This is a genomic window from Pseudomonas sp. NPDC087817, from assembly GCF_044742875.1.
Lineage (GTDB): Bacteria > Pseudomonadota > Gammaproteobacteria > Pseudomonadales > Pseudomonadaceae > Aquipseudomonas.
This window is the reverse complement of sequence record NZ_JBIUVJ010000004.1, coordinates 297422-318622: the sequence shown is the minus strand read 5'-3', so window position 1 is coordinate 318622 and position 21201 is coordinate 297422. Positions and strand designations below refer to the sequence as shown.

The window sequence follows — 21201 nt, the reverse complement described above, 5'->3', positions numbered from 1 at the left end:
CCACTGGTGTTGCGTGTCCGGGTGATGCGCGATGCCTTTGGTCTGCCGTAAAAACCTGTGGGAGCGGGCTTGCCCGCGATTGCGGTGGGTCAGCCAATTTCGATGTTGAATGTCATACCGTCATCGCGGGCAAGCCCGCTCCCACATTGGGACTGTGTACAGGTCCAGCCAGGATCAGTTGCGCCGCTTTCTCGGCAATCATCAGCGTAGGCGAGCAGGTGTTGCCCGAGGTGATGCGCGGCATGATCGAGGCGTCGGCGATGCGCAGCCCGGGGACCCCGTGCACACGCAACTGCGCATCGACCACCGCGTCGACGTCGTTGCCCATGCGACAGGTGCCGACCGGGTGAAAAATCGTCGTGCCGATTCTGGCCGCTGCTTCATGCAGTTGCGCTTCGCTTTGCAGGCTGTCCCCGGGCAAATACTCGACCGGTTTGAACGCGTGCAGGGCCGGCGCGCTGACGATGCGGCGGGTCAGGCGGATTGCATCGGCGGCCACGCGCAGGTCTTCGGGATGGCTTAAATAGTTGGGTTGAATCAGCGGCGCTGCTTGCGGATCCGCCGAGCGGATTTCTATGCGCCCCCGGCTCTGCGGACGCAGATCGCACACCGAAGCGGTGAACGCCGGGAAGCTGTGCAACGGCTCGCCAAAACGCTCCAGCGACAACGGCTGCACGTGGTATTCCAGATTGGCGGAAGTCTGCTCCGGCCCGGAGCGGGCAAACGCACCCAACTGACTCGGCGCCATCGACAACGGCCCGCTGCGGTCGTACAGATAACGCAGGCCCATGCCCATCTTGCCCCACACGCTGCCGGCGATCTGGTTGAGGGTGCGGGCGTTTTCCAGTTTGTAGATCAGTCGCAGTTGCAGGTGATCCTGCAGATTGCCGCCGACCCCCGGCAGTTCATGAATCACGCCGATACCGAGGCGTTCCAGCAGTGGCCGCGGGCCGATCCCCGAGCGCTGCAAAATGCTCGGCGAGCCGACAGAACCGGCGCACAACACAATCTCCTTGCGCGCCTTGAAGCGTTTCACCTGGCCTTCGTGGCGGGCGCTGACTTTCGATGCGCGACCGTCCTCCAGCAGCACGCGATCCACCTCAACCCCGGTCAACACCGTCAGATTGGCGCGATTGCGCACGGGTTTGAGAAACGCCTTCGCCGCGTTCCAGCGCACGCCGGCCTTCTGGTTGACCTGAAAGTAGCCGCAACCCTCGTTGTCGCCCTGATTGAAGTCATCGATGCTGGCGATGCCGCTCTGTTCGGCCGCACTGCGAAACGCGTCCAGAATCGGCCACGACAAACGCTGTTGCTCGACCCGCCACTCACCCTTGGCGCCGTGAAATTCGGCGGCGCCGGCAAAGTGGTTTTCGCTTTGTTTGAACAAGGGCAGAACATCGTTCCAGGTCCAGCCCGGATTGCCCTCGGCTGCCCAGCCGTCATAGTCGCCAGCCTGGCCGCGCATGTAGATCATGCCGTTGATGGAGGAACAGCCACCGAGCACTTTGCCGCGCGGATAGCTCAGGGCGCGACCTTGCAGGCCGGGTTGCGCTTCGGTCTTGAAGCACCAGTCGGTGCGCGGGTTGCCGATGCAGAACAGATAGCCGACGGGGATGTGAATCCACGCATAGTTGTCGCGTCCGCCGGCTTCGAGCAGCAACACGCGCTGCTGCGGATCGGCCGACAATCGATTGGCCAGCAGGCACCCGGCAGGGCCGGCGCCGACCACGATGTAATCGTATTCATCAAGGGAAGTCTGCATTCCCTGACCTCGCTTTTTGTTTTTATTGTCGGACACTCTAGTTGTTAGCTTTCGTCAAAAGAATGTTAGTTTTTGCGCAGCCGCTGTGCGTTTTTAAACAGCCTTGACTGACCATAGCTGACAAGGACACCCCATGTTCGACTGGAACGACCTGCGGTTTTTTCTCGAACTGCAACGCAGCGGTCGCCTGCTCACCGCCGCCCGCCGCCTGAACACCACTCACGCCACCGTCGCCCGCCACATCGAGGCCATCGAAAAAAGCCTCGGCACCGCGCTGTTCGTCCAGCACGCCCAAGGCTACGAAATGACCCCGGCGGGGGAGGCGCTGCTCAAACACGCCGAAGCCATGGAGAACGTCGCGCTGCTGGCCCAGGAAGAAATCACTCAATCCACCGCCCCACTGGGCAAGATCCGCGTCGGCGTGACTGAAGGGCTCGGCGTCAAATTTCTCGCCAGCCGCATGATCGGCCTGTTTGAACGCTATCCGGGGCTGGAAGTGGAACTGGTCGCGGTGCCGCGTTTTGTCAGCATTCTCAACCGCGAGGCGGAGATCAGCATTCATCTGGAACGTCCGGCGGCGGACATGCTGGTCACACGCAAACTCACCGACTACCGCTTGGCGCTCTACGCCAGCCAAAGGTATCTCGACAACGCACCACCGCTGCGCAGCCGCGAAGACCTCGGGCGGCATGCGTGGATCGGCTATGTCGATGATCTGCTGTTCAGCCAGGAACTGATGTTCCTCAACAGCTTCTGCCGCAGCCCTCGCGTTGTGTTTCACAGCACCAGCGTCATCGCCCAGCAGGAAGCGGCACGCTCGGGATTGGGCATTGCGGTGTTGCCTTGCTACATGGCCGCCTCCGACCCGGATCTGGTTCCGTTACTGCCGGATGAAAGCATCGAGCGCAGTTACTGGATCAGCACGCGGCGCGAGTTGCACAAGTCGGTGCGGCTGCGGGTGGTCTGGGATTATGTCGTTGGCCTGTGCGAAGCAGAGCAGGGCCTGTTACGCGGGTAGTGCTAGCTGCATCAAAACCTGTGGGAGCGGGCTTGCCCGCGATGACGGACTGACATCTAACATCTGCATCGACTGATCCTCCGCTATCGCTGGCAAGCCAGCTCCCACAGGGTTCTTCGGTGTCGGGCAAATCCGGGCTTGAATAATATATGGATATCCGTATATTCGGCGGTCCATATGTACGGTGCGCCCCTGATGATCACGCCCCCCGAAGTCTTCAAAAGCCTGGCCGACGAAACCCGCGTCCGCGCCACCCTGCTGATCGCCGATCAAGGCGAACTCTGTGTCTGCGAGCTGATGTGCGCTCTCGACGACAGCCAACCGAAAATCAGCCGCCACCTCGCGCAACTGCGCAGCAATGGCTTGCTGCTGGATCGTCGTCAGGGTCAGTGGGTTTATTACCGGCTCAATCCAGATCTGCCGGACTGGGTTCACCAGATCCTGCAGGTGACGTCGAAGGCCAACGCCGACTGGCTCAAGGACAACGCTTCGCGCCTGCGGCACATGGATAGCCGTCCCGTCCGCGAAGCTGCGTGCTGCTGAACCCCAACTGCCAGGAATTTTCCAATGCGAGTCTTGTTCATGTGCACGGCCAACAGTTGCCGCAGCATTCTTTCCGAAGCCATGTTCAATCACTTGGCGCGCCCGGGATTCGAGGCGGTGAGCTCCGGAAGCTTCCCCAAAGGCCAGGTGCTGCCGCGCAGTCTTGCCACGCTGCAACAGGCCGGTATCTCTACCGATGGCTTATACAGCAAGGGCAATGACGCCTTTGAAAACAACCCGCCCGACATTGTCATTACCGTGTGCGACAAGGCCGCCGGTGAAAGCTGTCCCGTGTACTTCGGCCCGGCCCTCAAATCCCATTGGGGGCTGGAAGATCCGTCCGCTGTGATCGGCGACGATGTCACGGTGGATGCGGCGTTCCGTGCCACGCTGGCAATCATCGAACGCCGCTGTGCAACCTTTCTCGGGCTTCCTTTCAAAACGCTCAGTCGTGCTGAGCTCCAGCGTGAGCTGGATCGTATCGGCTCACTCTAAGCCGGAGGACATATGTCAGAACATCTGCCCAATCTTGACCCAACCCTGTTCGAAGGCTTGAAAACCTCAACTTCGGGTAAGCACAAACCGCGCATTCTGTTGCTCTACGGATCAACTCGCGAACGCTCATTCAGCCGCTTATTGGTGGAAGAGGCCGCACGGCTGCTGGAGCATTTCGGCGCCGAGACGCGCATCTTCAATCCGTCCGGTCTGCCATTGCCTGACGATGTCCCCGTCGACCACCCGAAAGTGCAGGAACTGCGCGATCTGGTGCTGTGGTCGGAAGGCCAGGTCTGGTGTTCGCCGGAGCGTCACGGGGCGATGTCGGCGGTGTTCAAGGCGCAGATCGACTGGATTCCACTGGAGCTTGGCGCGGTTCGCCCGACCCAGGGCAAAACCCTGGCGGTGATGCAGGTGTGTGGCGGCTCGCAGTCCTTCAACGTGGTCAATCAACTGCGCGTACTGGGCCGCTGGATGCGCATGTTCACCATCCCCAACCAGTCTTCGGTGCCGAAGGCTTACATGGAATTCGACGATGCCGGGCGGATGAAACCGTCGCCGTTCTACGACCGTGTCGTCGATGTAATGGAAGAACTGGTGAAGTTCACCGTGCTGCTGCGCGATCGTCAGGAGTTTCTGGTCGATCGCTATTCGGAGCGCAAGGAAAGCGCCGAGCAACTGATGGCGCGGGTCAATCAGCGGTCGATTTGAAGCTGCAGTTACGCGTTTCAGCTAGGGCGGTGGCTCGCGGGTGCTGCGCTGCGCCGAAGGGCGCGGCCCTCCGTCAGGGATCGACAACGTCGCCCGCAATCCGCCCTCGGCGCGATTGATCAGCGTAATCCGCCCACCCAAGCGCGTTGCGATGGTGTTGACGATGGTCAGCCCCAATCCCGCCCCCTGCACGTTGCCACGGCTGTAGAACCGTTCAAACAACCGTGCCCGATCCGCCTCATCAATGCCCGGCCCCTGGTCTTCGACGCTCAAATGGCAGAAGCCATCGGCTTGCCTCAGCGTCACGGTGATCACACCGTGCTCCGGGGAAAAGTTCGCAGCGTTGGTTATCAGGTTGTTCAGGGCAATGTCGATGGCGGCAACACTGGCCATGACGTGGAACGGTTCGGCACTGTCCTCAAAGGCCAGTTCCAGACGCTTGCTCAGCAGCCACGGCGTCAGTTGCACGAGGCTGTTGCGCACGGTGTCGCTGAGATCGATGCGTTGCAGCGGCGGCGGATCGGGTTTGGGTTCCAGGCGCGCCATGGTCAGTAACTGGTTGACGAGGCGGCTGGTACGGTCGACGCCAGCGATCAGAAAAGCCAGCGAGTCGCGGCGTTCCTGTTCGGTACCGGCTTCCAGCAGGTTTTGCGCATGCACCCGCAGCACCGCCAGCGGGGTGCGCATTTCGTGGGCCGCGTCGGCGATGAAGCGGCGTTCGCGACCGAGCACTTCCTGGATCTGCGCGAGCATTCGGTTGAGCGCGGCCTGCATCGGTTCAAGTTCGCTGGGTAACGGTGTCAGTTGTAACGGCTCCAGTGATCCACTGTGACGCGCGCGCAGGGTCGCGGCCATGTTCGCCAGTGGCTTGAGCCCCCAGCCAATGGCGAGCCAGACCATCGCCGCCAGCATCAGACTGCCCAACACGTTCGGCCACAGCGTGTGGCGAACGATGCGGTCAACCAGGTCGGCGCGCACATCGTCACGCTCGCCGACCCAGATGCGCAGGTCGTTCTGTTTGTCTTCCAGCAGAAATGCGCGCCATTGCCGACCTTTCAAATCCACCACGTCACTGAAGCCGGGCAGGGTGGGCGGGGCGGTGAAGGAGGGCGCACTGGCGGTGTGTACCAACACTTCGCCTTTGGGATTCCACACCTGAAAGGCGATTTTGCTTTCGTAAGGATGGCCATCCACCCGTGGCTTGGCCTCGCCGAGGGCCTGATTGAACGCCTGATACAACTGCGTGTGCTCGGTACTCGCCATCGGCATGCGCATCACGCCTTGCAGCAGTCGGGCGTTCTGCGCCAGTTGCGCATCGTAGACTTCGGCAATTTCGTGGTTGCTGTCATGCAGGTTGAACGTACTGAGCACTGCCAGACCGGCCAGCAACAGGCCGATGATCAGCGTCAGCGTGCGACGGCGGATCGAGGTCATCGGCGCTCCTCCACCAGATAACCCACGCCACGGATGGTACGGATCAGGTCAGTGCTGAACTTCTTGCGCAGGTGATGGATGTGCACTTCCAGGGTGTTGCTTTCCGCCTCTTCATTCCAGCCGTAGAGCAACTGGATCAGTTGATCGCGAGTCATCACCCGGCCCGGCGGCGAGAGCAGTTCATGCAACAGCTGATATTCCTTGGGCGTCAGCGCCACGGGCTGGCCTTGATAACTGACCTGCTGGGTGCCGGGATTGAGGCTGATGCCGGCGTGCTCGATCAGCGCCTGAGCGCGTCCGGCACTGCGCCGCAACAGGGCGCGCAAACGCGCTTTGAGTTCGGCCAGATCGAACGGTTTGACCAGATAGTCATCGGCGCCGGCATCCAGCCCGGCGATGCGGTCTTCGGTGGCATCGCGGGCGGTGAGGATCAGCACCGGCAGATTCGAACCGCTGTCGCGCAGACGCCGCAGCACATCGAGGCCATCCATGCGTGGCAGACCGAGATCGAGCACCGCTACGTCGAAGGTTTCACTGAGCAGCGCATGCAGCGCGCTGCTACCGTCCCTGAGCCAATCGACGGTGTAGCCTTCGCGGCCCAATGCCTGATGAATGCCTTCACCGAGCGCTACATCATCCTCAATCAGTAATAAACGCACGCGGACTCCTGTCAGTCGAGTTTCTTGTTGACGTCCACCAGCAGGGCGGCGATTTCTTTGCGGCGCCCGGCGTCGGCACTCTCGCGGCCAGGGCGCGGTGCCGCTTGCAGGGCTTTTTGCAGCGCCTGTTTGGCTTCAGCGTAGCGTTTTTCACGGTAGAGGTGATCGCCCCAGAAGTACAGGCTGTCGATGCCGTCGGGATTGAGTTGCAATGCCTGTTTGAGCAGTTGCTCGGCCTTGTCGCTGTCACCGAAACCGATTGGCCAGCCCGGTACCCGGTCATACAGCGCGGCGAGGCTGGTGTAGGCCGAGCCTTGCAGGGCTTTGGGATCGAGGGTCAGGGATTTTTCCAGATCAGCCTTGGCTTCCTTGGCCTTGCCCAAGGCACCGAGCCCGCCCTCGGCACCTGCCCAACTGCTGGTGACGATGCCTTTCCAGATCCAGGCTTCAGCCACGTTCGGGCGTTGCGTGGTGAAGGCGTTGGTATCGGCAGACAGTTGTTCAAACGCGGCGGCGCGCTGTTTTTCCGCCACTTCATATTGGATGTGCGCCCAGTTCTGCTGGATGCCGCTCAGGCGCTGTTGATCAGCCGCATCCAGCGCCCAGACGCTTTGGCTGAGGGCACCGAGCAGCAGGCATGCGAAGACTTTTTTCATGGCTTGGGGGTCTCGTTGTCGGTTTTTTCGCTGAGGCGGCGGATCAGCGGCAACTGCTTGCGCAGACCACGATCAACCAGGTGTGGAAGCAGATTGTTGAGGCGCACGAAGAAACGTTCTGGCCAGCCCAGATACAGATCGCGACGGTCGCCGGCAATTGCGTGAATCACCGCCGAGGCCACGGTTTGCGGGTCATCGACGTTGGATTTCAAGGCATCGTTCAAGGCTTGCGCAGCGGCGCTGTTCATCGACGTGCGTGTAGCGCGGGGCGCGACATAGAGGACGCTGACGCGGGTGTCGGCCAACTCTCGACGCAGTGCTTCGGAAAACCCGCGCAGGGCAAATTTGGTCGCGCAGTAGCTGGCGTAACCGGGGTAGCCGATCGAGCCATAGGTCGAGCCGACGTTGACCACCATGGCGCTGTCGGCCTGCTTGAGCAGTGGCAACAGCAGTTTGGTCAGGCAGATCGGCGCACTGATGTTCACCGCGAGCATCGCGTTGATGTCGCTGTCATCGAGCTGTTCGAGCATGGCGAAGTGATTGACCCCGGCCGCGTTGATCAGCAGGTTGATGCCGCCGATGGCTTCGGCGGCGGCCAGCACTTTGCGCCGGTCGCTGAGGAAGGTCAGGTCGGCGGCGACCCAGCACAGATTTTGCGGATAACGCTCCAGCAGCGGCAGCAGCGCCTCCTGATGCCGGGCCACGGCCAATACCTGGGCGCCGGCAACGCACAAGGCACTGGCGATGGCCACGCCGATGCCGCCACTGGCGCCAGTCAAGACAACACGCGCCTCACGCAGCTGCATGTTGAGCCTCCGCGTCACGCGGCAAGCCACGGAACATGTCGGTGTACAGGCGATAGACGACTTTCGAGGCATGAATGACCGCCGCCTGATCTTGCGGGTCTTCCAGCCTGTTCATCAGTCGGCGGTAGGTCTGCATGTGCTCGATGTCCAGCGAGCCATGGGAACTCAAATAGCTGAACGCCGTTTCCGGCAGCGCCAGACGCTCACGAATGCTGCCCGCTGCATGGGTGGCCAAGGCAATGCTGGTGCCTTCAAGCACGTTGACCATACCGAACAGGCCTACCGGATTGCCCCGGGCGATCAGGTCGTAGAGGAAGCTGACCATCAACTCGATCGACAGCGACGGCTGACCATCGCGCACGGCGTCGCGGTCACCACCGCACGCGGCGATATCGTTTAACACCCACTGCTCATGGCCGTATTCGTCTTCGATGTACTCGCACACCGCTTTGCGCAACCACTCCAGACGTGTCGGCAAGCGCGCGCCGCAAGCCATCATCAACGGCACCGTGTGGCGCACGTGGTAATAGGCCTGGGCGAGAAATGCCCGGTAGCTCTCAAGACTGACCTTGCCTTCCAGTGCATCAAGAATGATCGGCAGGTTGAACAACTCGTGGCGTTCCTGCTGTGTGGCTTCTTGCAGGGTGTCGAAAAAATTCATGATGCGGATTCCTCGGAAACGGCCGATGGGGTCAGTTGGTCGTGGTATTGCGCGACGATGGCGTCGCGACGCGGGCGGCCATTGGCGGTTAGCAGGCCATTGGCGGCGGTGAATGGCTGCGCTAGACGTGTCCAGCGATGGACCTGGGCGTAATCGGGCAAGGCTTCGTTGGCTTCGGCCACCGCAGCGGCCAGTTCCGCGTCACTGCAATCGGCGCGATGCGGCCAGAGCAGGGCATGGTTGTGCGGCATCGCCTCGCCGTAGACGAACGCCTGAGCGATGTGGCGGCGCTGGGTCAGCTCGGACTCGACCCATTCCGGGTTGACGTTGCGCCCGAAACTGGTGACGAACTGATGCTTCTTGCGACCCTTGAGATAGAGAAAACCTTCCGGATCGAACTCGCCCAGATCGCCGCTCGGCCACCACTCTTCGGCGTAGGGCGCATCGCCCAGATAACCCAGCAGCGGCGAGCCCTTGATCAGCACTTCGCCGTCCTCGGCCAAGCGCACCTCGACATGCGGCAGAGGTCGGCCGACACTCCCCGGACGCCGTGCACCGGGCCGATTGAGGCAGACCACCGAGGCGCACTCGGACAAGCCATAACCTTCATACACCGGCAGGCCGACCCGTTGCGCGCGGTGCAGCAGATCTTCGGAGACCCGTGCGCCACCGACCGCGGCGAAGCGCAGATTTTGTGGGTCGAAGGCTTTCTGTTCAGCGGCGCTGACCAGCATCAGTAACAGCTGCGGCACCAGAATCAGACTCTCCGGCGCGCGGCTGGCCAGATAGCCGAGCAGGCGTGGAATATCGACACCGCTGGCGCCCTGAATGCCGAGGGTTCTCTGGCTCGGCAGACTCAGCTTCGCACCGGCATACAACGCCGCATAACAGCCAAGGTTTTCCAGCAGAATCGCCAGTGGCAACAACGCCAGATGATGCTGCGGGCCGGTCGGTTCGCTGGCCTGATCCAGCTCACGCGCCACCCGCAACAAACTGTCGGCACTCAGGCAAACGCCTTTCGGTGTGCCGGTGGTGCCGGAGGTAAACGTCAGTTTGGCAGTGCCAGCGGGCAGGCGGCTCGGGCCGCTGAAGGTTCGGCACCAGAACTCGCCATTCTTCACGTAACCGGCGCCGAGCAATTCAGCTTCCAGCTCCGGCTCGGCAATCACCCGTTCAGCCTGGCTCAGCTCCAGACAATGCGCGCGTTGCGCCGCGCTGAAAAACGGCGGCAGCGTCACGCAGGTCAGGCCTTCGAACAGCACGGCCAGATCCCAGAGCATCGCGTCGACCCCGTTATCCAGCGCCAGTGCGACCACTTGCACGCGCTCGTCGCGCAAACGCTCCTGGCGATACATGACCTCGGCGTACAGAGTGGTGTAATCGATTTTCAGCGTGTCGCCCCACAGGGCAGTGGTGTTGTCGTTGCGCCCGGCATGGCTGCGCAAGGTTTCCTGAAAGCGTTGCAGTTCAAGCGACATGGAAAGCTCCTTCAATCGAAGTCGGCAATCCCAGCCGGTTAAACAGTCCGATATTGCGCAAATGGATAAACCCGGCGCGAATGTTGCCGACGTGAACCCAAGGTTTGCTTTCGTAATAACTGCCCCAATGTTGACGCTCGTCACCCAGTCGCTCCGGGTCGGCGGCGCACAATGTCACCGGTTTCAGACCTAAACGATGGAAGCTGTTGACCAACCCGATATTGCCGGTAAACGTCACCCACTCCAGACCACCCATGGCCAGCAAATAGGTGATAGCGATGATGCTCAGGCGCGCACTGCCGGTGTCGCTGGCCGCAAGGTTGCCGACCTCGACAATCGCTGCGCGATCCACCGCGCGATCTGCTGCCGCGCTGATCAGCGGCTCGATCGGCTCATCCAGATAGCGCTCCAGAAACAACGGCTCCAGATGCGCGCGGCGCACACCGGCCACCGCACACAGTTCACCGTCGCTGTTGTGCATGCCGAACAGTTCGGGCATGAAGTGGCGGATGTCAGCGCCGTGAGCTTTGCGAAAGCGTTGCTGGATAAACGCCTCGAACGACGTTCGATGGGCGTCGTCCGGCAAGGCATGGGTCAGCGTCATCTGCGGCGTCTCGGCCTGGCCGAAGTGCAGGGGCAGGGGGATGTTCCAGTCGAAATCGGGCATGGGCAGAACGCCTCCCTCATGGATTTGAGCGAAGTATCCGAGCCATTTCTTAACGAAGTCTGAAGGTGAAAAAAGGTTAATCTGCCGGCCGATCTTCAGACTGTCTTAAGACTCGCCGGGCAGGGTGACACCGTCGGTCAGCCCGGCCAAAGGAACGTGACCGTCGTCGCCATCGACCGTCACTCACGACAATCACGAGGCGCTACTTATGACCCGCGACAATGCCGCAAGCCGTTATGGAAAACTCTCGATCACGATGCACTGGCTGATGCTGGTGCTGTTCGTAGGTGTTTACGCCTGCGTTGAAATCAAAGGCTACATGCCCAAGGGCAGCGAAGCGCGAGGCCTGCTGATGGGCTTCCACGGCCTGTTCGGTGCGAGCATCTTCGCCCTGGTGTGGGTCCGCCTGCTCGGTCGCCTGACTCCGCGCCCACCGATCTCCCCCAAGCCTCCCGCCTGGCAGACCGGCATCGCGCACCTGACGCACCTGGCCCTCTATGGCTTGATGATCGCTACGCCGGTCCTCGCCTGGCTGATGCTCGCCGCCGGCGACAAGCCGTTCCCGTACTTTGGCTTTCATGTGCCTGCGCCTGTCGCCATCGATGCGGATTTCGCCAAACGCCTCAAGTACTGGCATGAATTGATCGGCAGCACCGGCTACTGGCTGATCGGCCTGCACGCGGTGGCGGGGTTATTCCACCACTATTGGGTGCGCGACAACACGCTGGTGCGCATCCTGCCCGGTCGCTCGGGCAACCGCTGAACCGCTAAAAGTGCAGGCGGGCTACCACAGGGGGCGTCGGTTCAGCGGACGAACGTTGCACAAACCTTCTAGCCGCACGAGGTCAACTGTGGGTTACTAGCCCCAGCCCACCACTCTGTAGCAAGCCATGAGCAACTGGATCAACCTCACCCACGACCGGGAAACCGGCATTGAAACCCTGCACGCGCATTTCGCCGGGCACGCGCACGCGTACGATCCGCACTGGCACGAAACCTACCTGATCGGTTTCACCGAGCAAGGCGTGCAGCGCTTCAACAGCCGCCGGGCGCGGCATGACAGCACGCCGGGCAAGGTCTTCATGCTCGAACCCGGCGACATCCACGACGGTGATGCGCCGAGTCCCGACGGTTTCACCTATCGCATGCTCTACCTGCAACCCACGTGGCTGGAACAGGCGCTGGACGGTTTACACCTGGGCCGTTTCGGCAGCGGTTTGCCGGGTATCGGCAGCGTGCTCAACGACGATCCAGAACTGGCCCGCGCAACCCTGTTTGCCTTCAATGCGCTGCATCAGCAGGATGTGCGCATGGTGCGGGACGTCGCGCTGGATTCTTTCCTGGAACGCCTCGCCAGCCATTTGTACCGACGGCCGCAACCCACAACGGCAACCCGCGCACCCTTGATCGCCCGACAAGCCCGGGATTACCTGATGGCCTATCACGAACAGGACATCAGTCTGCAAACCCTGGCAGAGGTCTGCGGCACCGACCGCTTCCGCCTGACCCGTGCGTTCAAGGCTGCCTATGGTTTGGCGCCGCATGCCTGGCTGATCCAGTTGCGCCTCAGTCGTGGCCGACAGATGCTCGCCGCCGGTGTGCAACCGGTGGACGTCGCCAGCAGACTCGGTTTCTCTGACCAAAGCCATTTGGGCCGCTGGTTTGTGCGCGCCTATGGCATCACCCCGGGTGCCTATCAACAGCGCGCTACAGGCATCATCCGCCGCTGAACAAACGTTCAAGACTGCCGCGCTCCGCAACCGCCACAGTAAGCCCTGACTTCCTAAAGGGCCGTGCCATGCTTGCATTCATTCTCTTCGCCTTCGTCGCCTCCATCACCCCGGGCCCGACCAACCTGATCGTCCTCAGCACCAGCGCCCGGCGCGGCTGGCGACCGTGTCTGCCGATCATTCTGGGCGCGGGCATGGGTGCCGCTTCGCTTGTATGGGTCGTCGGCGCCGGCGCCAGCACGTTGATGCTGCCCGGCGTGCGCCCGATCATCAGCGGCCTCGGACTGTGCTGGATGTTGTGGCTGGCGTGGCAGATCTTCACGGCCCCGGTCACCGACATCAATGCCGCCGCCGGGGAAGAAAAGGCTGAAATGGGCCTGATCGGCGCTGCACTGCTGCAATGGGTCAACCCCAAATCATGGTTCATGGCGATTGCCGTGATCAGCGTGTTCACCGCGCAAGGGCAGGGGTTGAATGCGCTGTGTCTGGTGTTCTTCGTGGTATCGCTGCCCTGCCTCGCGATCTGGGCACTGCTCGGCCGAGGGGCGGCGAGATGGCTGAGTAACCCGGCGCAGCTGCGCTGGCTGAACCGGATCCTCGCCGTGCTATTGGTGGTCTCATCCGCGACTGCGATCCTGCACAGCTGATCTTTGATCGCACGCAAAACCCCCTGTAGGCCTTCGCCTGCTCGCGATGGCGGTGGTTCAGTCAATATTGATATCAACTGAACAGACGCCATCGCGAGCAGGCTCACTCCTACAGGGTTTTGTGCAAAGTTTGAGTAATCGAAGCTTCAGCTTTTGAGCAAGCCTGCCGATGCAGTCAGCACGATTTCAATGGAAGCAGTCATGAACAAGGTTGTCACTTTACTCGCGCTTACGGCACTCATCTCCGGGTGTAAAACCCTTGGCGAACCTCAACTCCAATCCTCAAAGAATCAGCTCCCCGACGCTCGTTGTGTGTCCATCTACAAACAACCATCGATCAGCGCCAGAGAAGTCGAGGAAATTCGTTATCTCAGCCCCCAGTACGTCAACTGCGCAGTGGTGCTCGGCTTGATGTACGAGCATGGTCACGGCGTGGCGCAGGACTTTCCCAAGGCCAGAGGTCTTTACGAGTCGATGGTCGGCAGAGACCCCAGCGTCTATAGCCGACTGGGCGCCATGGCCGAAAACGGCGTGGGCGGGCCCGTCGATCTGGTGGCTGCCCGGGACTTCTATCAGCGCTCCGTGGTCAATCCCGGCCATGCCGACGCGGAGTTCAAAGTGGCCGAGTTCCTCGAGTTCGGCAAGGGTGGCCCGCAGGATCTGCAAGGCGCGCTGAAGTATTACCTCAGCAGTGCCAATGGCGTCGACGGCGCCTTGAGTGTCCTGCAACGTCTGCGCTCCCGAGGCGTAACGATGACCACCGCGCAACAAGCGCGCTACAACGAAATCTTTGAAAGCGACGTGCGCTATCGTTTGAGAAACAGGGCACTGGCCATCGAAGAAACCTTGAAGAGAGAGCGAATGACCGCGCGCGACAGCCAACCGGTGACGGTGCAACTGGAAGGCATCCCCGGTGTGCCGGTGCCGACGATCTCACTGGTGCAAAGCTCCGGGAATAGCGCTGTCGACCAAAAGGTATTGCAGGGCTACGCTGATTACCGATTCCCTGCCGAGCCAATCCTGCCGCCGGAGCAGAAAACCTACTGGATCAGGTCCACCGTCATGACCGACGGCAAGACTGATCTGCAGAGAATGGCAGAACTCATTTCGAAGTAAGCGAACAACCCGGGCCACTTGCCGGATTTGCCTCTCGCGTCCACTCTATGGCTTGCCGACAAGGAGCGTCCGCCGACCCTCCGTCGCGATCCCAGGGAGCTTGCAGCATGAGCGAAGACAACAAAGTAAAAGGCCCGGCGTCGTACTTCCCCTCCATCGAAAAGAAGTACGGCCAACCCATCGACCACTGGCTGAACCTGCTCGCCAGCATCACCGACAAGAAACACATGGAACTGGTGGCGTGGCTCAAGGACGAACACGGCATGGGCCACGGCCATGCCAACGCACTGGTCGCGCATCATCTGGCGGCCAGCAAAAAGTGAGGGCAGGGCAGCGATGAACTTCACCCACCGACCCGTGCTCGCCGAAGACGTCAAAACCGTCTGCAGCTTTCCCCAAGGCGAACAAGAGCTGTTTTTCATGTTCCCGAAAGCGCACTTTCCGTTGACGGAAGAACAACTGCACACAGCGATCAGCCAACGTTTCGACTCGAGCATTTTCGAGGCGGATGGATCAGTCGTCGGCTTCGCCAATTTCTACCGCGCCGAACACAACGGCATCTGCTGCATCGGCAATGTCATCGTCGCGCCAAGTGCCCGTGGCAAAGGCGTGGCCCGATACATCATCGAAACCATGACCACACTGGGCTTTGAAAAGTATCAGGCCAACGAAGTGCAACTCTCCTGCTTCAACGAAAACACCGCCGGATTATTGCTCTACCCGAAACTCGGCTTCGTCCCGTTCGCCATCGAAGAACGCCCTGCACCGGGTGGCGGGCGATCAGCGCTGATTCACATGACACGCCACAAAACCTGAGCAACCCACGAAACCTGTGGGAGCCGGGCTTGCCCGCGATGGCGTCCGTCCAGCCAGAAATGATCTAGGGTCTGGCCCGCCCCCTGTAGGAGTGAGCCTGCTCGCGATGGCGCCCGCCGAACCAACCTGTGTTTCCGAGAATCTTCCAACAAGGTTTTTGATCATGTCTGCCACCAAATCCCGCCTGATATACCGGCAACCGCAACTCGCCGACCTACCCGCCGTTTTCGCCATTTTCGGCGACCCGCAGACCAACCTGTTCAACCCTGCCGGGCCCATGACCGACCTCGCCCAGGCTGAGGCGTTGCTTGAGCGCTGGATCAAGCACTGGGCTACCCACGGCTATGGCTGGTGGACAATCACCAGCGCCCAATCCCCTGACCACATACTCGGATTCGCCGGCATCGCGACGCATGACTATCTGGGGAAATCGGTGATCAACCTCGGCTATCGCTTCGCCGTCGAAGCGTGGGGCCACGGCTACGCAACAGAAGCGGGGCAAGCCGCGTTGACCCACGCCTTCGACCACCTCGGATTACCCGAAGTGTTCGGCCTGGTCAGGCCTGATCACGCCGCGTCGATAAAGGTGCTGGAGAAAATCGGCCTGCGCCGCTTCGGACTGCTCGACGACGTGCCGGGCAAAGCCCCTAGCCTGGTGTTTCGAATCCAGCGCAACCCCGCCTGAACAAGGCCGGTGATTCGAAACGCATACCGCCCGTAGGAATGAGCCTACCCAGCCGCTACCAGGCCCAAGCCAACCACATCCCCTGTGGGAGCGGGCTTGCCCGCGATGGCGCCAACCCAATCACCACCTCATTCACTGAATGCAATAAACGGCAAACAACGCCGATGTTTAAACGAAGCCTCCCGTAACCACCTGCGCCCTACAACGTCTTGCGCCATCGCCTACGACTACGCCAGAATCCGCCGGCTTGTGCGTCTAGGTCGCGGGTTCTATCGTTTGTCGGTCACTAAAAAACAGTGATCGGGTTTGGTAGCCCGCCATAACTAGTCGCATCGCGCACCGTTCGCAGACCCTGTCGGGTCACTGCTCAATGGTGGCCATGCGCAGGACACCTTCGGGTGTGCCGGGTCCTAGTTACCGGTCTACCAACCCGCGTATGGCCGCCACCTTCGTTTGGTAGCGAATGTGAAGGCTCCTTTTTTATTAACTAGGAGTTTCACCATGTTCAAAGTAACGCCCAACCCACCAGAAACCGACCCCGCATCCCCCTACGAATCCCCCGACTCCAAGAAATTCCACGAAGCCGCCGAACGCGCCCTCGACCACTACCTCAAACCCTCCGACCGAATCATGGCCAGCACCAACGAGCCCGAGCCGATGTACCTCGCCAACCCGAAGTACGACACCGAATCGCTCCTGGCCAACGCCAGCGAAACCCTCGGTTCGGCCAGCGAAATGCTCCTCAACTTCGCCGCCACGCTCGACACCTCCCATCGCAAAACCGCACTGGGCATCGCCCAAGTCGTGATGCTCGGCGAACTCGCGGTAAACCGGGCACTCGACAACGTCGAACTACCGAAATAGAAATTAGAGCTCTCTGCAGCGATCGCCTTTGCTCTTCGCTGCAGAGAGCTATCCAGATACGCCGTATTTCAATCAGTGATGTTTCAGATGTTGTTTCAAACAGGCGTGTATTACATGGCTTGTCATGAGCCGATCTGCCGCGCTAGCGTTGGTATCTACTTATAGAGCGAGCTTTTTTCGAATGCCATTACATGAATGCCCGCACACATTTGAAGCGTTAGCCACAACGGTACTGCCCGGCCACATGTGCAGAATGAAAAGCGCTCTGGCTGATCCGCGAGAGATGGAGGCATTTTCAGTTCCGAGAGTTGGCACGAAATCGCTGCTAAAACAGTTCGATCTGGCACATGACTTTTCGGGTTGCTATGTGCTGATCGACAACGGGGTGCCTATCTACGTGGGTATTTCCAGAAGTGTGGTCAGTCGGCTTCGTCAGCACGTCTTCGGTAAAACACATTTCGACGCCAGCCTGGCTTTTCGAATAGCGATGGCTAAGCATCCAGATCGAACGATCTCCAAACTGACGCGCGCGAAGGCAATGGATGACGCCTTATTCGGTACCTCATTCATAGAGGCCCAATCCTATTTAAAGACACTCCAAGTGGCAGCAATTGCCATCGAAAATGCGCTTGAGCTTTACGTTTTTGAACCCTACTGCGCGCTGGCCCTTGATACGCACCAGTGGAATTCTTTTGAGACGCATTGAATCTCAGTGTCTAACACCTCTACTGGCCTATAAACAAGAAACGACGCGTTTGTTTAATGCGCGTCGTACGTTGCTGGTCATGCCCTACAATTCCTTGCGCCATCGCCTACGACTACGCCAGAATCCGCCGGCTTGTGCATCTAGGTCGCGGGTTCTATCGTTTGTCGGTCACTGAAAAACAGTGATCGGGTTTGGTAGCCCGGTGTTAGATGTACAGCTCCACCATCGCCGAGATTTCTTCGTTTCGGATTTATGGTGGTCATGTACAGGGCGTCCTAGGGCGCGCCGGATCCTAACACCCGGTCTACCAACCTGTGCATGGCCGCCACCCTTCGTTTGGTAGCGAAAGGGTGAAGCCTCCTCAAATGTGTTAGGAGCTTCATCTATGTTCAAAGTAACGCCGAACCCACCAGAAACCGACCCCGCATCCCCGTACGAATCCCCCGACTCCAAGAAATTCCACGAAGCCGCCGAACGCGCCCTCGACCATTACCTCAAACCTTCCGACCAAATCATGGCCAGCACCAACGAGCCGGAACCCATGTACCTCGCCAACCCGAAGTACGACACGGAATCGCTCCTGGCCAACGCCAGCGAAACCCTCGGCTCGGCCAGCGAAATGCTCCTCAACTTCGCCGCCATGCTCGACACCTCCCATCGCAAAACCGCACTGGGCATCACCCAAGTCGTGATGCTCGGCGAACTCGCGGTAAACCGAGCGCTGGATAACGTCGAAATCCCCAAATAGCCCTCCAACATGACGAGGGGCAACCCTCGTCAAACCCGATTTCCCCCACGCGCTAGCAAAGGGCCACGCCTTGCGCCCCTGATCCTCGACTGGCACCCTTTCGGCCGTTCAAGGATCAGAACAAGGAATCAAGGATTGAGTGGCTACGTTCCCAACCCCCCGAAAAACCATCGCTACGCCGAAGCCGAACCCGTCGACATCCACGCCCAGCGCTGGGCGGAATACGAAAAGCACAGCAAAGAGCCCGCGCCAGAGCCCGAGAAAATCGGCATCGCGTTGAGGATTGGCGTGTTCTTTGATGGCACTGGGAATAATGCGAATAACACGGCGGCTGGATTGTTGTGTGGTGCGCAGCATCCGATTGCGCCGGAGGATATTCCGGCTAGCTGTCAGCCCTATATGGGGGATACGGATAGCAGTTATGGCGCAGGACTTACAAATGTAGCGAAACTACATCTGTTGTATAAGGAAGCTAAAGATGGTGAAGGAGGAGGCTCCGTCACGCGAGTGTCGGGCTCTATTTACATGGACGGTATCGGTACTCAAAGTGATAAAAAAGACAGTGTGCTAGGTGCTGGATTGGGACGGGGTGATACGGGAGTAGCTGGCCGCGTACAGGCTTCATTTACGCAAATCAGACAAATTGTTGAAGACACCCTGAAAGAAAATCCTAACAGCGAAATTGCGTCTCTGACGTTTGATACGTTTGGGTTCAGCCGTGGTGCTGCAGCCGCCCGACACTTCGCAAATGAAGTGGTGCGAGGCAAGCAAGGGCCTCTGGGAAATTTGCTGAACAGCAGCGCCCGAGATTTCAACCGTAACTTTGATAGCCAGTTTGGACGCGGCATACGAATGGGGTTTATTGGCCTGTTCGATACAGTGCCCTCCATCGCCGGTTTCACTAATTTTGGACGCGTGAAAAGCTCCATCGCCCCGGGTGTGAAGCTTTACCTGGACCGCCAGTACTTCACAGATGTTGTCCATCTTGTAGCCCGAGATGAATGCCGTGCCAATTTCGCGCTGAGTCGGGTAAAACCTGCACATCCGGAATATACCTTTCCGGGTGTTCATTCAGATATCGGCGGTAGCTATCTCGATGAAGTCGAGGAGTGCGTACTGATCAGCCCGATGCAAACACTCGCGGTACCTCTTTACACCGATGTCTCAACCACGTCGATCTATCAGGATGCTGCGCGAATCAGACGCCAGTGGATCGCTAACGGATGGCCTGCTCAATGGCTGGAAATTGTTACTCCCGCGTCTTTCGAGCTCCCACAGGAGCATCAAGACATACTTTCACCCAAACAGAAACGCGTGTACGCCGCTCTGCAACTCAAGCGGCCGGTTAGCGGCAAGCTCTCAAGAGTCTATTTGAGAGTCATGTATCAACTGGCAAAGGAAAAGGGCGTTCCGCTCATCGAAATCCCCGAAGGTGAGGAGCACTCGGTTCCCCTAGAACTCCAGCCGCTGTGTGATCGATTTGTTTCCGGTGACTACCGCATCACTGTTGAGGAAGACGCGCTGCTTAAACTGAAATATATCCATACCTCTGCGAACTGGAACCATCCACTCGGGAGAAGGGACGGCAGCGGCATTGAAGCGGTGTATATAAACGCCCCTACGGAAGACGCAATCCGCGTGCAGCATCCACATGTACCAGATTGGAATTTTTGGTAATGAAAGTAATTATTGCGCTGGGCTTTCTCCTTCTGGCAGGTTGCCAAACCGCAAACCATGAAACAGGTGAAAACGACCCAAAATATCCTTGGTGGGAATTAGTGTTCGTTGAACCGAACTATATGAAAGTCTGGGTAGAAAACAGCTCCGTTCAAGATATCAATAACAGAGTGTTTTTCAGAGCAGGGAAGAGCACGGCTGCGAGCGGCGAACCCGACATCAGAACCGAGTCTGCCCGTGGTTGGGGGACAGTGGGGGGAACAGGGAAACCTGTGACTGGCGCTGAGCTTCCCAAACAAATCTTCGTTCGTTGGCAATCCATCACAGAGCAAAAAACCTACGCGGGCTTCATTGAAATTCCAGCAGAGGCGAGGCAATTGATGGTGACGTCCACACACCAGCGTTGCCCGGAAACACCGGAAAAACCAGCTCGGTTCATGGCGTCACTTTACGTGGGGCTCGCACCGGGAGGCGTACTTCAAGCCTGGGTCCGTGATTCATGTCGGAATCCGATAATGATTGCTCGGGGGCAAGCCAAGATTGAACCACTAGGCCCGGAACAGGGCAAACACGGTGGTCGCTACGCCTATCCGGTCAGTGAAAAGGCGAAGCAATACATCGATAAATACGGGATTCCGTATGGAAGTTGGTAGGCGCTGGGTGAGGAAATCAACAATCGTCCTGTTGGGCGCTTTACTGTTGATGGGCTGCCAGACCGGAGGATCCGAAAGTGGAGAAAATGACCCTAAGTCTCCTTGGTGGCAGCTAGGATTCGTTGAACCGCGTTACATGAAAATCTGGGTAGAAGACAGCTCAGTTCTGGATATCAAGAACATGATGTTTTTCAGAGTCGGCGGAAAGTCTGCCCCCGGAGGCGAACCAGAAGATGGGACAGAGTCTGCCCGGGGTTGGGGAACCGTCGGAGGTTCTGGAGTTCCGGTTACTGGCGCCGATCTTCCAAGAATGATCTTCGTACGTTGGCAGTCCATATCAGAGCAAAAAACCTATAAAGGCTTCATAGAAATTCCAGAAGAAGCGAGGCAGTTGATGGTGAAATCAACACACCAACGCAGCCCGGAAACTCCAGAAAGAACCGCCCGATACATGGCGACATTGTATGTGGGGCTAGCTCCCGGCGGTGTGCTCCAAGCTTGGGTCAGAGACTCGTGCCACCGCCCAGTAAAAGTTGCCCATGCCCAAGGCGAGATCGAACCGCTCGGCCCGCAGCAGGGCAAGCACGGTGATCGATACGCCTATCCAGTGAGTGAAAAGGCCAAGCTCTATATCGAGAAATACGGCATTCCATATGGAAGTTGGTAGCC

General features: G+C 59.4%; 25 protein-coding genes. 17 read left to right on the top strand and 8 right to left on the bottom strand.

Features of this window, described 5'->3' with window-relative positions; genetic code table 11:
• Window positions 1-112 precede the first annotated feature (112 nt).
• Entirely contained in the window at window positions 113-1762 is a 1650-nt protein-coding gene (locus ACIONG_RS06650; protein WP_401297561.1) for a GMC family oxidoreductase, read from the bottom strand.
• A gap of 133 nt (window positions 1763-1895) precedes the next feature.
• Between ACIONG_RS06650 and ACIONG_RS06645 the strand changes: the two genes are divergently transcribed.
• The 4 genes from ACIONG_RS06645 (at window position 1896) to arsH (ending at window position 4529) form a co-directional block, all read left to right on the top strand.
• Entirely contained in the window at window positions 1896-2780 is an 885-nt protein-coding gene (locus ACIONG_RS06645) for a LysR family transcriptional regulator (protein ID WP_401297559.1), read from the top strand.
• A 195-nt stretch (window positions 2781-2975) separates the two neighbouring features.
• Complete coding sequence (locus ACIONG_RS06640) at window positions 2976-3323, top strand: metalloregulator ArsR/SmtB family transcription factor (protein ID WP_213028308.1); 348 nt, start codon at window positions 2976-2978, stop codon at window positions 3321-3323.
• A gap of 24 nt (window positions 3324-3347) precedes the next feature.
• Window positions 3348-3818, top strand: coding sequence for an arsenate reductase ArsC (locus ACIONG_RS06635; protein ID WP_103303372.1), 471 nt, complete (start codon window positions 3348-3350; stop codon window positions 3816-3818).
• Between the two features lie 12 nt (window positions 3819-3830).
• Window positions 3831-4529 carry an arsenical resistance protein ArsH gene (arsH, locus tag ACIONG_RS06630; RefSeq protein ID WP_401297556.1) on the top strand — a complete coding sequence of 233 codons (699 nt, stop codon included), beginning with the start codon at window positions 3831-3833 and terminating at the stop codon, window positions 4527-4529.
• Window positions 4530-4550: 21 nt separating this feature from the next.
• On the opposite strand, the gene ACIONG_RS06625 is transcribed toward arsH, so the two are convergent.
• The 7 genes from ACIONG_RS06625 to ACIONG_RS06595 are packed head-to-tail and all read right to left on the bottom strand — an operon-like array spanning window position 4551 to window position 10890.
• On the bottom strand, window positions 4551-5963 hold the full coding sequence (locus ACIONG_RS06625; protein ID WP_401297554.1) for an ATP-binding protein: 1413 nt from the start codon (window positions 5961-5963) through the stop codon (window positions 4551-4553).
• Window positions 5960-6622 (bottom strand): response regulator, encoded by a 663-nt coding sequence (locus ACIONG_RS06620; RefSeq protein WP_103303375.1) that lies wholly within the window; start codon window positions 6620-6622, stop codon window positions 5960-5962. The genes ACIONG_RS06625 and ACIONG_RS06620 overlap by 4 nt, the downstream gene beginning before the upstream one ends.
• An 11-nt stretch (window positions 6623-6633) precedes the next feature.
• Window positions 6634-7278 (bottom strand): tetratricopeptide repeat protein, encoded by a 645-nt coding sequence (locus tag ACIONG_RS06615; protein WP_401297552.1) that lies wholly within the window; start codon window positions 7276-7278, stop codon window positions 6634-6636.
• The gene (locus tag ACIONG_RS06610) at window positions 7275-8084 is read right to left on the bottom strand and encodes an SDR family oxidoreductase (RefSeq protein WP_401297550.1); all 810 of its coding nucleotides are present in this window, start codon (window positions 8082-8084) and stop codon (window positions 7275-7277) included. Before ACIONG_RS06610 ends, ACIONG_RS06615 begins: the two co-directional genes overlap by 4 nt.
• Entirely contained in the window at window positions 8071-8745 is a 675-nt protein-coding gene (locus ACIONG_RS06605) for a TenA family transcriptional regulator (protein WP_103303378.1), read from the bottom strand. Before ACIONG_RS06605 ends, ACIONG_RS06610 begins: the two co-directional genes overlap by 14 nt.
• Window positions 8742-10223 (bottom strand): AMP-binding protein, encoded by a 1482-nt coding sequence (locus ACIONG_RS06600; RefSeq protein WP_401297548.1) that lies wholly within the window; start codon window positions 10221-10223, stop codon window positions 8742-8744. The genes ACIONG_RS06605 and ACIONG_RS06600 overlap by 4 nt, the downstream gene beginning before the upstream one ends.
• Window positions 10213-10890, bottom strand: coding sequence for a thermostable hemolysin (locus ACIONG_RS06595; protein WP_401297546.1), 678 nt, complete (start codon window positions 10888-10890; stop codon window positions 10213-10215). Before ACIONG_RS06595 ends, ACIONG_RS06600 begins: the two co-directional genes overlap by 11 nt.
• A 208-nt stretch (window positions 10891-11098) precedes the next feature.
• Between ACIONG_RS06595 and ACIONG_RS06590 the strand changes: the two genes are divergently transcribed.
• The 13 genes from ACIONG_RS06590 (at window position 11099) to ACIONG_RS06530 (ending at window position 21199) form a co-directional block, all read left to right on the top strand.
• Entirely contained in the window at window positions 11099-11653 is a 555-nt protein-coding gene (locus tag ACIONG_RS06590; RefSeq protein ID WP_401297544.1) for a cytochrome b, read from the top strand.
• A gap of 127 nt (window positions 11654-11780) precedes the next feature.
• Entirely contained in the window at window positions 11781-12620 is an 840-nt protein-coding gene (locus tag ACIONG_RS06585) for an AraC family transcriptional regulator (protein WP_213028317.1), read from the top strand.
• Window positions 12621-12688: 68 nt separating this feature from the next.
• Window positions 12689-13267, top strand: a complete 579-nt coding sequence (locus tag ACIONG_RS06580) for a LysE family translocator (protein WP_401297542.1) — start codon at window positions 12689-12691, stop codon at window positions 13265-13267.
• 312 nt (window positions 13268-13579) lie between these two features.
• Window positions 13580-14383, top strand: a complete 804-nt coding sequence (locus ACIONG_RS06575) for a tetratricopeptide repeat protein (RefSeq protein ID WP_401297540.1) — start codon at window positions 13580-13582, stop codon at window positions 14381-14383.
• Between the two features lie 107 nt (window positions 14384-14490).
• Window positions 14491-14706, top strand: a complete 216-nt coding sequence (locus ACIONG_RS06570; RefSeq protein ID WP_103303384.1) for a DUF4287 domain-containing protein — start codon at window positions 14491-14493, stop codon at window positions 14704-14706.
• 13 nt (window positions 14707-14719) lie between these two features.
• On the top strand, window positions 14720-15199 hold the full coding sequence (locus ACIONG_RS06565; RefSeq protein ID WP_401297538.1) for a GNAT family N-acetyltransferase: 480 nt from the start codon (window positions 14720-14722) through the stop codon (window positions 15197-15199).
• 163 nt (window positions 15200-15362) lie between these two features.
• Window positions 15363-15884 carry a GNAT family N-acetyltransferase gene (locus ACIONG_RS06560; protein ID WP_401297536.1) on the top strand — a complete coding sequence of 174 codons (522 nt, stop codon included), beginning with the start codon at window positions 15363-15365 and terminating at the stop codon, window positions 15882-15884.
• Between the two features lie 501 nt (window positions 15885-16385).
• On the top strand, window positions 16386-16748 hold the full coding sequence (locus tag ACIONG_RS06555) for a DUF6124 family protein (RefSeq protein WP_401297534.1): 363 nt from the start codon (window positions 16386-16388) through the stop codon (window positions 16746-16748).
• 181 nt (window positions 16749-16929) lie between these two features.
• Window positions 16930-17454: a hypothetical protein gene (locus ACIONG_RS06550; protein ID WP_401297532.1), complete on the top strand. Its 525-nt coding sequence runs from the start codon at window positions 16930-16932 to the stop codon at window positions 17452-17454.
• Between the two features lie 385 nt (window positions 17455-17839).
• On the top strand, window positions 17840-18202 hold the full coding sequence (locus ACIONG_RS06545) for a DUF6124 family protein (RefSeq protein ID WP_401297530.1): 363 nt from the start codon (window positions 17840-17842) through the stop codon (window positions 18200-18202).
• Window positions 18203-18337: 135 nt separating this feature from the next.
• The gene (locus ACIONG_RS06540) at window positions 18338-19879 is read left to right on the top strand and encodes a phospholipase effector Tle1 domain-containing protein (RefSeq protein WP_401297528.1); all 1542 of its coding nucleotides are present in this window, start codon (window positions 18338-18340) and stop codon (window positions 19877-19879) included.
• Window positions 19879-20532, top strand: coding sequence for a DUF2931 family protein (locus ACIONG_RS06535; RefSeq protein WP_103303391.1), 654 nt, complete (start codon window positions 19879-19881; stop codon window positions 20530-20532). The genes ACIONG_RS06540 and ACIONG_RS06535 overlap by 1 nt, the downstream gene beginning before the upstream one ends.
• Window positions 20519-21199: a DUF2931 family protein gene (locus tag ACIONG_RS06530; RefSeq protein ID WP_401297526.1), complete on the top strand. Its 681-nt coding sequence runs from the start codon at window positions 20519-20521 to the stop codon at window positions 21197-21199. Before ACIONG_RS06535 ends, ACIONG_RS06530 begins: the two co-directional genes overlap by 14 nt.
• The last annotated feature ends 2 nt before the right edge of the window (window positions 21200-21201 follow it).